The following is a 12,369-nucleotide window of genomic DNA, read 5'->3' on the forward strand; positions in this document are numbered from 1 at the left end:
CCCCGTAACCGAAGTCTCGCCTTATGCCCGCACGGCCGCCTCATCTCCAGCGGATGACTCCACGGGCACGAAGGTCAGCAGCTGTCGGCCACGGCCGAGCCGAGCTCCTGGACCGCGGTGCCGAGGGCGCTGAGGTCACCGCGGACGTCGGCCAGAGCGGCGGCCGAGGGCGTCTCCGCGGTCGTCTTGATGCCCTCCCTCAGCTCGGTGGCGCGGGAGCGCACCTGGCTGATCTGCTCGGAGTACTCGTCCTGCGCGTCCTCGCTGAGCTGGTCGAGCTCGCTGCGCATCGTCTGCAGCTCGGTCGTGATGGCGTCGAGCCCGTTCTCGCCGAGGTTCGCGGACTGGAGGTTGTCGAGGGAGGCGCGCAGGGCGTCGACGTCGTCGCAGACCGCGGGCGAGTCGCCGCAGGCCGTGAGGCCCGCCGCGAGGGCGAGCAGGCAGGACAGGGCGGCCGTCGTACGTCGAGCTCGTGTCATGGGAGCCAGGCTGCGCGGTGGACCAGACATCCCGCATCCCCCTCGGAGGACGAGTGGTGCCGGCGCTACGCGGTCACGATCGAGTTGACCTGCATCACCACGAACAGCGCGATGACGGCCTCGCTGACCACCCACGCGTTCGTCTGCATCCAGTCGCGCGTCGCAGGCAGCACGGTGTCGGCACGCCTGCCCATCAGCAGCAGGACCAGGAGCGGGGAGCCGATCAGCAGCGCCGTGAGGCCCAGGAACCCGGCGGAGTGCCACAGCGCGAGGTCGTGGCCGGCGAGGTACGCGCCCACCGTGAACTCCATCATGATGTCGGTCGGCATCAGCAGGAACAGCAACAGTCCCAGCCGGAAGGCGCCGCCGGGGGACTCCCCCTGGAGCTTGCTCATCCACGCGGGCGGGTCCGACGTCTTCCGTCCGGTGAAGACCATCACCGCCGCGGCCAGCAGCACGACCAGGAGCACCCAGTCCACCGCCGTGTGCGAGGCTCCCCCGCCGGCCGCGAGCCCGAGTGCCCGAGCGAGGAAGAAGAACAGGCAGGTGTTGAACACCGCGGCCAGCATCGCGCCGCCGACGTACCCGGACGAGTTCGCCCGGGGCCGAACGCTCGTGGCGAGCATGATGGCCGTGATGATCTGGGGTCCCGCGACCATCACGACCGCCAGCGGCAGCACCTTCAGAAAGTCCGTCATCGGCCACCTCGCAGGGCACCTCGGCAGGGCACGTCGGCAGCGCCCGCGTCGTCGACCCTGACCGCACGCGGGGGACGGCGCATCATCCACCCCGGACGAGTGCGCGGCGCCACGCGTCACGGGCCGGGCCTGCACGCCGGTTCACCCCGGACGGGGGATGCGCCCCCTCCCCCGGACCAGTTGGGTGAGGCCATGATGACCGAGAAAGTCACCCACCCCTCGGCTGCCGAGACGCGCGCGCGTCTGGGCGCCCAGATGCGCACCCGCGTCCCCGCCGAGACCCACGCGGAGCTCAACACGACCGGTCGCCCCGACCCGGTCCAGGTGCTGGCCGACGAGACCCCGTCGCGCCTCCAGGAGCTGGTGCCGCTGCGCCACAGCCGCATGCTCACCTCGCCGTTCGCCTTCTTCCGGGGCGGCGCCGGGGTGATGGCGGGCGACCTGGCCCGCCAGCCCAACACCGGTCTCACCGCCCAGCTGTGCGGCGACGCGCACCTGTCGAACTTCGGCATGTTCGCCTCCCCCGAACGGCACCTCCTCTTCGACGTCAACGACTTCGACGAGACCCTGCCCGGCCCGTGGGAGTGGGACGTCAAGCGGCTGGCGGCGAGCCTGGCCGTCGCCGCCCGGCAGAACGGATACGCGGACAAGCAGGCCCGCAAGATCGTGCTCGCCGCCGTACGTCGCTACCAGCTCGCGATGCACGCCTTCGCCGAGCTCGGGAACCTCGCCGTCTGGTACGCACGGGTCGACGTGGACGAGCTGCAGGCCGAGCTCGGTGCGGACCTCTCGAAGACGATGTCCAAGCGGCTCGACCGCACGGTCAAGAAGGCCCGGGGCCGGGACCACCTCCGCTCCCTGAACAAGCTGACCGCGGTCGTCGACGGCCGGCGCCGCTTCGTCGCGGACCCCCCGTTGCTCGTTCCCCTCTCCCAGGTCGTGACGGACCGGTCGGAGGAGGAGGCGGCCGCCCAGGTGAAGGGCATGGTCCGGCAGTACTCCGGCACGCTCCCGCCCGGCCCGCGCGAGCTGGTCCGCTCCTACGACTTCGTGGACATGGCCCGCAAGGTGGTCGGGGTCGGCAGTGTGGGCACCCGGTGCTGGGTGATCCTGCTGATCGGACGCGACGAGAACGACCCCCTCTTCCTCCAGGTCAAGGAGGCCGGGGCCTCGGCGCTGGCGCCGTTCCTGCCCCGGGCGAACTCGGGGAGCCAGGGCGTGCGGGTGGTGACCGGCCAGCGGATCATGCAGGCCACCAGCGACATCTTCCTCGGCTCCCAGACCGTCGTCGGGATCGACGGCGTCAGCCGGGACTTCTACCTCCGCCAGCTCCAGGACTGGAAGGGCTCCCTGCCGGTCGAGGCGATGATCCCGAAGGGGATGCGGCTGTACGGCGAGCTCTGCGCCTGGACCCTGGCCCGGGCCCACGCCCGTTCGGGGGACCGGATCGCGATCGCCTCCTACCTCGGCCACGACGACGCCTTCGCCCACGCCGTCGAGGCCTTCGCGCAGGCCTATGCGGACCTCAACGAGCAGGACTACGCGCGGTTCGCCGCCGTCGCCCGCCGCGACCTCTTCCTCGGCCGTCCACACCCCGACGCACCGTCCGACGCGACGCCGGAGCCGCTGACCCAGTCCTGAAGCCGCGGCCGACACGGCCGGCCAAACCCTTGCCGTCTCTCCCCAACTCGGACATTCTGACCGGGAACTACTCGGCTCCAGCACGTCCACTTCTCGGGAGACGGCATGACAGAGACCCGGACCACCCCTGCCCGGGGGACCGACGAACGACACCGGCTTCCGGTCAAGACGCTGGTCGCGGCCAGTGTCGGCAACGCGGTCGAGTGGTACGACTGGACGGTCTACGCGACGTTCTCGATCTACTTCGCCACGCAGATCTTCCCCAAGGAGAACGAGTCGCTGGCGCTGCTCAGCACCTTCGCGACCTACGCCCTCGCCTTCTTCTTCCGTCCGCTCGGCGGCTACCTGCTCGGCCGCTACGCCGACCTGCGGGGCCGCAAGAAGGCGATGATGCTCACCATCACGCTGATGGCCGGCGGGTCCATGGCGATCGCGCTGCTGCCGACGTTCGACCAGGCCGGCTGGCTGGCGCCGATCCTTCTGCTGGCCGCGCGGGTCGCGCAGGGGATGTCCCTCGGCGGTGAGGTCTCCAACGCCTCGGCGTACCTGGCCGAGATCGCCCCACCGGAGCGGCGCGGCCGCTACTCGGCGTTCTTCTACACCTCGACCGGCAGCGCCGTGCTGCTCGCCTCGCTGCTCGGCGCCGTCCTCGCCAGCCAGATGAGCGACGACGCGCTGGCGAGCTACGGCTGGCGGATCCCGTTCGTCGTCGGCGGCCTGCTCGGTCTGGTCGGCCTCTGGCTGCGCCGCGACATGGCCGAGACCGAGCACTTCGAGGAGAGCAAGGAGAAGGCGGAGGCGCTCAAGCACCCGCTGAGGACCACGCTGCGCGAGCACCCCAAGGCCGTCGCGCAGCTCATCGGCTTCACGATGCTCTCGACGCTCTGCTACTACACGTTCTTCTCGGCGCTGGCGCCGTACGCGGTGAAGTCCCAGGGCGCCGACGACGGGCAGGTGTTCACCGCGCTGTCGATCGCCACCGCGCTGTTCGTGGTGCTGCAGTACCCCTTCGGCTGGCTCTCGGACCGGTTCGGCCGCAAGCCGCAGATGCTCGTGTGGACCGCCGGGATCGCCGTGCTGATCGTCCCGCTGTCGACGGTGGTCTCCCCCGGCGTCGGCATGGGCGGGCTGCTGCTGGTGTTCTGCACCGGGCTCGGGCTCTACAGCCTGCTCAGCTCCATCGCCCCCGCGATCATGAGCGAGCTCTTCCCGACCGAGCTCCGCGGCCTGGGCATCGGCGCCTGGTACAACCTCACCGTCGCGGTGTTCGGCGGCACCGCGCCGCTGGTGATCCAGGCGCTCAGCGACGCCGGGCACGCGAGCTGGTTCTTCTGGTACGTCGCCGCCGGGGCTGTGATCGGCTTCCTCACCGTGCTCACCCTGCCGGAGACCAAGGGCTCGGACCTCCGATGACCTCCGAGGCCGTGGCGCTCCTCGCCGACCTCGTCCGCGCACGGTCGGTCGCGTCCGGGGAGGGCGAGCTCGCCCGCTCCTGCGCCGGTCTGCTGGAGAAGGCGGGGCTCTCCACCGCCCTGGTCGACTTCGAGGGCGGCCGCGAGCAGCTCGTCGCGAACCTCGGCGACCGGACGGCGCCGCTCACCCTCACCGGGCATCTGGACACGGTGCCGGCCACCCCGGCGGACTGGTCGGTGGACCCCTGGTCCGCCGCGCGGGACGGCGACCGGATGGTCGGCCGCGGCACCAGCGACATGAAGTCCGGAGTGGCCGCCGCGCTCGTGGCGGTCACCCGTCACGGCGGCCGCCCCCACGACTGCCGCGGGGTGCAGGTGGTGCTCACCGCGGGCGAGGAGACCGGCTGCACCGGGGCGCTCCGGATCCCCCGCACGGCACTGCGCACCGGTGGCCCGCTCGTGGTCGCCGAACCCACCCGGAACCGGCTGGTGCCCGCACACAAGGGGGCGCTGTGGCTGCGGCTCACCGCAGCGGGCGTGGCGGCTCACGGCTCGGCGCCGGAGCTCGGCGACAACGCCGTGGTGCGGCTGGCCCGGGCCGCGGTCGCGGTCCACGACCACGCCGGCTGGCCCGTCCAGGACGGGTTCGGACCGGTGACGGCGAACGTCGGTGTGCTCCGCGGCGGCGTCCAGCCCAACGTCGTACCCGACAGCGCCGAGATGTACGTCGACCTGCGCACCGTGCCGTCGGTGGACCCGCAGGCGCTGCGTGACCTGGTCGGCTCGCTGGCCGGCCCCGGCGTGACCGTGGCCGACCACGTGGACCTGCCGCCGCTGGACACCGCACTCGACGACCCGTTCCTGGCGCTGGTCGCGGAGTCGCTGGAGGCGGTGGGCCTGCCCGCCGAGCCGGCTCCCCCGGCCCGCTACTTCACCGACGCCTCCGCGCTCGGGCCGCTGCTGGCCGAGCAGGGCTCGAGCGTGCCGACCGTGGTGCTCGGACCCGGCGAGCCCGAGCAGTGCCACGTCGCCGACGAGTGGTGCTCGGTCAGCCGGGTCGACGAGGCCGTCGCGGTGTACGCCGAGCTGCTCGACCGCTGGTGTGGTCTCGGCCATTGACACCCCGTCCCGGCGGACCTCCGGAGCCGCGCGAGGTACGTTCTCGCTCGTGAAGATCTGGACCAGGTACGTCGCCCTCGGCGACTCGTTCACCGAGGGCATGTCCGACGCCGACCCGTCGCACCCCGACCGCTACGTCGGGTGGGCGGACCGGCTCGCTGCGCTGCTCGACGAGCGGGCCGCGGCGGCCGGACGGGACTTCGGCTACGCCAACCTCGCCGTGCGTGGCCGGAAGCTCGACGACGTGGTGGGCCGCCAGCTCGACGAAGCGCTGCGGCTCGACCCGGACCTCGTCTCGGTGGTCGGCGGCGGCAACGACATCCTGCGGCCCCGCGCCGACGTCGACGCCCTCGCCGCACGCCTCGAGCGAGCCGTCGCCACCCTCCGCGCGACGGGCGCCGACGTGCTGATGGTGACCCCGGTGGACCCGAAGGGTGCCCCGGTGATCAGGCACACCCGTGGCCGGGTGGCGACGTACACCGCGCACATCCACTCGATCGCCCGCCGGCACGGCGCCTACGTCGTGGACCAGTGGGGCATGACCGCGCTCCAGGACTGGCGGATGTGGGCCGAGGACCGGCTGCACCTGACCGGCGAGGGACACCGGCGGGTGGCGCTGCACGCCTTCAGCGTCCTCGGCCACACCCCGGAGGGGACGGACTGGGCGGAACCGCTGCCGGCCGCCGCGTCGCTCCCCCGCCGCGACGCGGTCCGGGGCCACGTCGAGTGGACGCGCGACCACCTCGGCCCGTGGGTGGTGCGGCGACTGCGCGGCCGGTCGTCGGGCGACCTGGTCCAGCCCAAGCGGACCGTCCTGGGCCCGGTGCGGCAGCCCGACTGACCCCGTTCTCCCGGCACGGCCGCGCCGCGTCAGCGCATCGAACCCCTGCGGTGGCAGGCAGCGCGTGCGGGCGCGTGGATCGGGCACCGCGCCGTGGCCGGTACGGCGCCCTGCGGCGTGGACTAACCTGACACCTCGTGCCCCGCCGTGGGCGGACCGCGAGAGGCGGACCGTGATGACCGATGACGCCGCCGAGCCGGGCCGCGACACCCACCCCTTCCGGGTGGCGTTCGCCCCCGGGGTGACCCCCGGGAAGTGGGCGCGGACCTGGGAGCAGCGGCTGCCCGGCACCCCGCTCGAGCTCCTGCCGACCCCTGCCGAGGACCAGCTCGGGGTGCTGTACGACGGGCGCGCCGACATGAGCTTCGTCCGGCTACCGGTGGACCGCGAGGGGCTGAGCCTGATCCCGCTCTACCACGAGGTCCCGGTGGTCGTCGTCCCCACGGACCACGTCGTCGCGGCGTTCGAGGAGGTGTCGGTCGAGGACCTCGCCGACGAGCACCTGCTGCAGGACCCCGACGACGTCCCCGAGTGGCGTGACGTGGCCACCGAGCTCCGCGACGGCAGCCGGCTGCCGCTCCCGGACATGACGCTGCGCGAGGCGGTCGAGGTGGTCGCGAGCGGCGGCGGGATCGTGGTCGTGCCGATGTCGCTGGCCCGGCTGCACCACCGCAAGGACGTCACCTACCGGCCGGTGACCGGTGTCGCCGAGTCGCAGGTCGGCCTGGCCTGGCCCGCGGACGCGACGGACGAGCGCATCGACACGTTCATCGGCATCGTCCGCGGACGCACCGAGCGCAGCTCCCGCGCCGCGGAGCCCGCCGCACCGACGGACCGGGCGTCGAGCGGCAAGGCCGCCGCGAGGGGCGGCGGGACCAAGGGCGGGAAGGCGGGCGGGAGGTCGGCCCGGCAGACCGGCTCCCGGTCTGCCGGCAAGCGCCCCGCCGGCGGAGGCCGCAGCGGTCGCGGCGGCCGGCGCGCCGGGGGCCGCTGACCCGGGCGACCGGTCACCAGAACGAGGTGCCCTGCTCCCCCTTGAACGGGCCGACGACTGCCGAGGTGATCCAGCCGCCGTAGAACCCGCCGGGCTGCGGCACGACGGTCTCGCCGTCGACGAGGCAGCGGTCCATCAGCCCGGGGTAGACCGCGACGTGGCCGATCAGCTCGGCGAACGCCGCCGTCGGCTGCGGGTAGTGCCAGGCCGCCCGCTCCGCGACGACGTCGCCGGCGAGGACGTCGAGGTAGGACGCCGTGCCCTTCCACTCGCAGAACGACCTTCCCTCCGCCGGGCGCAGCGCGCCTTCGACGAAGGAGGTGGCCGGCAGGTAGTAGGTGGGCGGGTGGCTGGTCTCCAGCACCCGGAGCGGCGTGCTGGTGCGCGCGACGGTCATCCCGCCGAGCACGACCTCGACCGTCGCCCGCGAGCGCTCGATCCGCGGCGGGCGCGGGTAGTCCCACACCGACTCCTGGCCCGGGCCCGGCGGCTCCGGCTGGGGACGACGCATCGAGCTCCTCCTCAGGCGAGCAGCGTGCGCAGCCGCGCGGCCTGCCGACCCACGCTACCCGGCGGCTTCCGGCGGTGACCAGGGTTGCCCGCCTCACCGACCTCGACCTCGTGCGTCGCAGACCGGTCAGCGGGCGAGCTGCTCCTCGAGCCAGGCGCCGAGGGCGCGGGCGCTCGCCGCGACCGCCGAGGGCCAGTCCAGCGCGGACTCGTCGGCGTTGTCGGAGACGTGCTTGACCAGCCGGACCGGCACGCCGTACTGCCGGCAGGCGTAGGCGACCGCGTAGCCCTCCATGTCGACGAGGTGCGCCCGGGCGGCGAGCGCGGCCCGGACCACGGGGTCGGTGACGAACACGTCGCCCGACGCCAGCACGGTCTCGTCCCCCTCGTCGATGACCAGCAGCTCCTGGGGGTCGTACCCGAGGGCGCGGACCGCGTCGGCGTTCATGTCGTGGTTCAGCGCGGTGCCGGGCAGGTGCAGCCCGCTCAGCCCGTCCCGGAGGGCGCCGGCGGTGCCGATGTTCACCACCAGCGTGCGCTCGGGGTCGCGCTCGGAGAGGGCGCGGGCGGTGGCGACGGCCGCGGCGGTCTTCCCGAGCCCGGTCACCACGAGCGGCAGGTGATCGGGGACGTGGGCGGCCTCCGCGTGGGTGGCGGCGACGACGAGCGGCTGACGGTTCACGCGTCGCAGCCTATGAGATGCGCCCGGGGCCGGCCCGTCGTCCCGCCGCGTCGGGACGAAAAACACTCCCGGGGGTGTCCCCGAACCCCTACCGTGAGGCTGTGGCTGGCATCGCGGCACAGGCGGTGGTCGTGCTCCACCTCGGCTACCTGCTCTTCGTGCTACTCGGTGGGTTCCTCGGTCTGCTCGACGTGCGCTGGCTCGTCCCGCACGGGCTCGGCGTGATCTGGGGCGTGGTCGGCACCGTCGCGGCTCGCGCCTGCCCGCTGACCCTGCTCGAGAAGGACCTGATCGAGCTCGACGGCGGCGCGCCGTACGCCGGCACGTTCATCTCCCACCACGTCGCCGGCGTCTACTACCCCGCCGAGTGGCAGGAGGCGGTCTGGCACCTCAGCGCGGTGGTCGTCCTGACCTCGTACGTCGTCGTCGCGGTCCACCACCTGGGGCGCCGCGCCGACCGTCCCGCGCTCCCCCTCTGAGCCGTCCGCACCCCCGCCCCGGACGGCCGGGTGACGTGAGTGGCCCCACACACGTTTGGATACCACCGGTACGTGGGTAAGCCTAGGAGGCTGTGCCTGGACCCAGCCGCCGCGAGGACCGCGCCGGGGCCGGCACCGCCCAGGAACTCGACCACCACGAGAAACGGAGGGGCGCCGCGACGCGGCGTCGACACGCAGTGGCGATAGACACCAACACACAGACCGATCCGACCGGGGAGCGCTCACCGAACGACGAGCCCCACCCCGCGCTCGATGCGCCCGTGAACGAGACCCGCGACCGCCACTACGGCAAGGTCGACAAGGTCGTCTTCGGCGTCACCGCAGCCCTGGCCGTGGGCTTCCTGCTGTGGGGCTTCCTCAGCACCAAGTCACTGGCCTCGGCCTCGTCGACCTCGCTCGACTGGACCGTGCACAACATGGGCTGGCTGTTCGTCGTGCTCGCCTCTGGCTTCGTCGTCTTCGTAATCTGGCTGGCGGCCGGCCGGTTCGGCAGCATCCCGCTCGGCACCGACGACGAGGAGCCGGAGTTCAGGACCGTCTCCTGGATCGCGATGATGTTCAGCGCCGGGATGGGTATCGGCCTGATGTTCTACGGCGTGAGCGAGCCGCTCACCCACTTCGTGACCCCCCCGCCCGGGACCGGCGGCGCCGGCAACCCCGAGGCCGTCCAGACCGCGATGGCCACCACGCTGTTCCACTGGACCCTGCACCCGTGGGCGATCTACGCCGTCGTCGGCATCGCCGTCGCGTACGGCGCCTTCCGCAAGGGCCGCTCACAGCTCATCTCCTCCGCCTTCATCCCGCTGATCGGTGAGCGCCGCGCCAAGGGTGGCGCCGGACGCGTCATCGACATCCTCGCGATCTTCGCGACGCTGTTCGGCTCGGCCGCCTCGCTGGGCCTCGGCGCCCTGCAGATCGGCAGCGGCCTCGAGATCGTCACCGGGCTCGGCAAGGTCGGCAACTCCCTCCTCGTGATCCTCATCGTGGCGCTCACGATCGCCTTCATCGTCTCGGCGGTCTCCGGTGTCGCCAAGGGCATCCAGTGGCTGTCCAACATCAACATGGTGCTCGCCATCGCGCTCGCGGCGTTCGTCTTCGTCGCCGGCCCGACGGTGTTCATGCTCGACCTGATCCCGACCGCGGTCGGCAGCTACTTCCAGGACCTCGCGATGATGTCCGCCCGGACCGACGCCGCCGGCGGCGACGGCATGGCCACCTGGCTCTCCGGCTGGACCGTCTTCTACTGGGCCTGGTGGATGTCCTGGACGCCCTTCGTCGGCATGTTCATCGCCCGGATCTCCCGCGGCCGGACCATCCGCCAGTTCGTCACCGGCGTGCTGCTGGTGCCGAGCCTGGTGAGCCTGGTCTGGTTCGCGATCTTCGGTGGCGCGGCGATCCACATCCAGCGCGCCGGCACCGACCTGGTCGGCGACGGGTCCGCCGAGGGCCAGCTGTTCTCGATGCTCGGCGAGCTGCCGCTGGCCACCATCACCAGCGTGCTCGTGATGGTGCTCGTGGCGATCTTCTTCGTCTCCGGCGCCGACGCCGCCTCGATCGTGATGGGCTCGCTCTCCGAGCGGGGCACCCACGAGCCGAGCCGCAAGACGGTGATCTTCTGGGGCGCCGCCACCGGCGGGGTCGCGGCGGTGATGCTGCTCGTCGGCGGCGACTCGGCGCTGACCGGGTTGCAGACGATCACGATCGTCGCCGCCCTGCCGTTCGCGCTGGTGATGATCGGACTCGCCGCCGCGCTGGTCAAGGACCTGCGCAACGACCCGATGATGGTCCGCAAGCGCTACGCGGCCGAGGCGATCGAGCAGGCCGTGGTCACCGGTGTCACGCTGCACGGTGACGACTTCGCGCTGACCGTGGAGCCGAGCGACGAGTCGGTCCTCTCCGGTGGGGACACCACGCCGAGCAGGGCCGGCGACATCGTCCGCTGACCCACCGCTCGACACCCACGACGTCCGGGTGAGGGTGCGCTACGGCGCACGCTCACCCGGACGACTGGTGTCCGGGGGTCCCCGAGATCACCAGCCCGAGGGCAGCGGCCGTCCCTCGTGGAAGCCGGCGGCCGACTGCACGCCGATGACGGCCCGGTCCTGGAGCTCCGCCAGCGAGCGGGCCCCGGCGTAGGTGGCCGCGGAGCGCACGCCCGCGCAGATCTGGTCGATCAGGTCCTCGACGCCCGGCCGCTCCGGGTCCAGGTACATCCGGCTCGAGGAGATGCCCTCCTCGTACAGCCCCTTGCGGGCGCGGTCGAACGCGGTCTCGGTGCTCGTCCGGTTCGCCACCGCGCGGGCCGAGGCCATCCCGAAGCTCTCCTTGTACGCGCGGCCGTCGGCGTCGACGTGCAGGTCGCCCGGCGACTCGTAGGTGCCGGCGAACCAGGACCCGACCATCACCGCGGACGCACCGGCGGCGAGGGCCAGCGCGACGTCACGCGGGTGGCGCACTCCCCCGTCGGCCCACACGTGCTTGCCCAGCTCACGGGCGGCCTCCGCGCACTCCATCACCGCGGAGAGCTGCGGACGGCCCACGCCGGTCATCATCCGGGTCGTGCACATCGCACCCGGTCCGACCCCGACCTTGACGATGTCGGCGCCGGCCTCGACCAGCTCGCGCACGCCCTCGGCGGAGACCACGTTGCCGGCGGCGACCGGGACCTGCGGGTCCAGCGACCGTACGGCGGCCAGCGCCTCGACCATCCGGTCCTGGTGACCGTGCGCGGTGTCGACCACGAGGCAGTCGACGCCCGTGGCCAGCAGCTCCTCCGCCCTGGACCGGACGTCCCCGTTCACGCCGACCGCAGCCGCCACGCGGAGGTGCCCGGCGGCGTCGACCGCGGGGGTGTAGAGCGTGGAGCGCAGCGCCCCGGTGCGGGTCAGCACGCCGACCAGGCGGCCGTCGGCGTCGACCACGGGGGCGAGCCGGCGGCGGACCTCGTCGAGCCGCTCGAAGGCGGTGCGGGGGTCGACGTCGTCGGGCAGCGTGACCATCTTGGCGGTCATCACCTCGTGCACCTGGGTGAACCGGTCCACGCCGAGGCAGTCGTCCTCGGTGACCACGCCGACCGGCCGGCCGTCCTCGACCACGATGGCGGCACGGTGGGCGCGCTTGGGCAGCAGCGCGAGGGCGTCGCCCACGGTCAGATGGCGTTCGAGGGTGATCGCGGTGTCGAAGACGAGGTGGCGCGACTTCACCCACGACACCACGTCCGCGACGACGGGCAGCGGGATGTCCTGCGGGATGACGGAGATGCCGCCGCGGCGGGCCACGGTCTCGGCCATCCGGCGGCCCGAGATCGCGGTCATGTTGGAGACGACGAGGGGGATCGTGGTCCCGGTGCCGTCGGAGGTGGAGAGGTCGACGTCGTACCGCGACCCCACGTCGGAACGACGCGGGACCATGAAGACGTCGTCGTAGGTCAGGTCGTAAGGGGGCCGGGACTCGTTGAGGAAGCGCACGAGCTCAGGAGTCTACCCCTCGGCGC

Annotated in this window: 12 protein-coding genes; 7 read left to right on the forward strand and 5 right to left on the reverse strand. The window is 72.7% G+C overall.

Annotated features, from left to right (window positions below; genetic code table 11):
• Positions 1 to 74: 74 nt before the first annotated feature.
• Together K1X13_RS01120 and K1X13_RS01125 are read right to left on the reverse strand one after the other, a co-directional pair.
• Positions 75 to 479: a hypothetical protein gene (locus K1X13_RS01120; RefSeq protein WP_221023211.1), complete on the reverse strand. Its 405-nt coding sequence runs from the start codon at positions 477 to 479 to the stop codon at positions 75 to 77.
• A gap of 65 nt (positions 480 to 544) precedes the next feature.
• Positions 545 to 1,177: a GAP family protein gene (locus K1X13_RS01125; RefSeq protein ID WP_221023212.1), complete on the reverse strand. Its 633-nt coding sequence runs from the start codon at positions 1,175 to 1,177 to the stop codon at positions 545 to 547.
• Positions 1,178 to 1,369: 192 nt separating this feature from the next.
• Between K1X13_RS01125 and K1X13_RS01130 the strand changes: the two genes are divergently transcribed.
• The 5 genes from K1X13_RS01130 (at position 1,370) to K1X13_RS01150 (ending at position 7,184) form a co-directional block, all read left to right on the forward strand.
• Positions 1,370 to 2,818: a DUF2252 domain-containing protein gene (locus K1X13_RS01130; protein ID WP_221023213.1), complete on the forward strand. Its 1,449-nt coding sequence runs from the start codon at positions 1,370 to 1,372 to the stop codon at positions 2,816 to 2,818.
• 105 nt (positions 2,819 to 2,923) lie between these two features.
• The gene (locus K1X13_RS01135; RefSeq protein WP_221023214.1) at positions 2,924 to 4,231 is read left to right on the forward strand and encodes an MFS transporter; all 1,308 of its coding nucleotides are present in this window, start codon (positions 2,924 to 2,926) and stop codon (positions 4,229 to 4,231) included.
• Entirely contained in the window at positions 4,228 to 5,349 is a 1,122-nt protein-coding gene (locus K1X13_RS01140; RefSeq protein WP_221023215.1) for a M20 family metallopeptidase, read from the forward strand. The genes K1X13_RS01135 and K1X13_RS01140 overlap by 4 nt, the downstream gene beginning before the upstream one ends.
• Before the next feature lie 49 nt (positions 5,350 to 5,398).
• Positions 5,399 to 6,190 carry an SGNH/GDSL hydrolase family protein gene (locus K1X13_RS01145; RefSeq protein WP_221023216.1) on the forward strand — a complete coding sequence of 264 codons (792 nt, stop codon included), beginning with the start codon at positions 5,399 to 5,401 and terminating at the stop codon, positions 6,188 to 6,190.
• Between the two features lie 175 nt (positions 6,191 to 6,365).
• Positions 6,366 to 7,184 carry a LysR substrate-binding domain-containing protein gene (locus tag K1X13_RS01150; protein WP_221023217.1) on the forward strand — a complete coding sequence of 273 codons (819 nt, stop codon included), beginning with the start codon at positions 6,366 to 6,368 and terminating at the stop codon, positions 7,182 to 7,184.
• Between the two features lie 13 nt (positions 7,185 to 7,197).
• Here the strand turns inward: K1X13_RS01150 and K1X13_RS01155 are convergent, their stop codons facing one another.
• Both K1X13_RS01155 and K1X13_RS01160 read right to left on the reverse strand, forming a co-directional pair.
• Positions 7,198 to 7,695 carry a DUF427 domain-containing protein gene (locus tag K1X13_RS01155; RefSeq protein WP_221023218.1) on the reverse strand — a complete coding sequence of 166 codons (498 nt, stop codon included), beginning with the start codon at positions 7,693 to 7,695 and terminating at the stop codon, positions 7,198 to 7,200.
• Between the two features lie 126 nt (positions 7,696 to 7,821).
• The gene (locus K1X13_RS01160) at positions 7,822 to 8,376 is read right to left on the reverse strand and encodes a nucleosidase (RefSeq protein ID WP_221023219.1); all 555 of its coding nucleotides are present in this window, start codon (positions 8,374 to 8,376) and stop codon (positions 7,822 to 7,824) included.
• Positions 8,377 to 8,477: 101 nt separating this feature from the next.
• On the opposite strand from K1X13_RS01160, the gene K1X13_RS01165 reads away from it, so the two are divergent.
• Both K1X13_RS01165 and K1X13_RS01170 read left to right on the forward strand, forming a co-directional pair.
• Positions 8,478 to 8,855, forward strand: coding sequence for a DUF2784 family protein (locus tag K1X13_RS01165; protein ID WP_221023220.1), 378 nt, complete (start codon positions 8,478 to 8,480; stop codon positions 8,853 to 8,855).
• A gap of 281 nt (positions 8,856 to 9,136) precedes the next feature.
• Positions 9,137 to 10,819: a BCCT family transporter gene (locus K1X13_RS01170; RefSeq protein ID WP_308249323.1), complete on the forward strand. Its 1,683-nt coding sequence runs from the start codon at positions 9,137 to 9,139 to the stop codon at positions 10,817 to 10,819.
• An 87-nt stretch (positions 10,820 to 10,906) separates the two neighbouring features.
• Here K1X13_RS01170 and K1X13_RS01175 read toward each other — a convergent pair whose 3' ends face one another.
• Positions 10,907 to 12,343, reverse strand: a complete 1,437-nt coding sequence (locus K1X13_RS01175) for a GuaB1 family IMP dehydrogenase-related protein (RefSeq protein ID WP_221023222.1) — start codon at positions 12,341 to 12,343, stop codon at positions 10,907 to 10,909.
• Positions 12,344 to 12,369 lie beyond the last annotated feature (26 nt).

Origin of the sequence: Nocardioides jiangsuensis (assembly GCF_019679455.1) — a bacterium.
Lineage (GTDB): Bacteria > Actinomycetota > Actinomycetes > Propionibacteriales > Nocardioidaceae > Nocardioides_C > Nocardioides_C jiangsuensis.

Excerpts from the sequence above, each read along its gene's own strand:
- K1X13_RS01120 (WP_221023211.1), bottom strand. The coding sequence starts at position 479 with ATGACACGAGCTCGACGTACGACGGCCGCCCTGTCCTGCCTGCTCGCC.
- K1X13_RS01125 (WP_221023212.1), bottom strand. The coding sequence starts at position 1,177 with ATGACGGACTTTCTGAAGGTGCTGCCGCTGGCGGTCGTGATGGTCGCG.
- K1X13_RS01130 (WP_221023213.1), top strand. The coding sequence starts at position 1,370 with ATGATGACCGAGAAAGTCACCCACCCCTCGGCTGCCGAGACGCGCGCG.
- K1X13_RS01135 (WP_221023214.1), top strand. The coding sequence starts at position 2,924 with ATGACAGAGACCCGGACCACCCCTGCCCGGGGGACCGACGAACGACAC.
- K1X13_RS01140 (WP_221023215.1), top strand. The coding sequence starts at position 4,228 with ATGACCTCCGAGGCCGTGGCGCTCCTCGCCGACCTCGTCCGCGCACGG.
- K1X13_RS01150 (WP_221023217.1), top strand. The coding sequence starts at position 6,366 with ATGACCGATGACGCCGCCGAGCCGGGCCGCGACACCCACCCCTTCCGG.
- K1X13_RS01155 (WP_221023218.1), bottom strand. The coding sequence starts at position 7,695 with ATGCGTCGTCCCCAGCCGGAGCCGCCGGGCCCGGGCCAGGAGTCGGTG.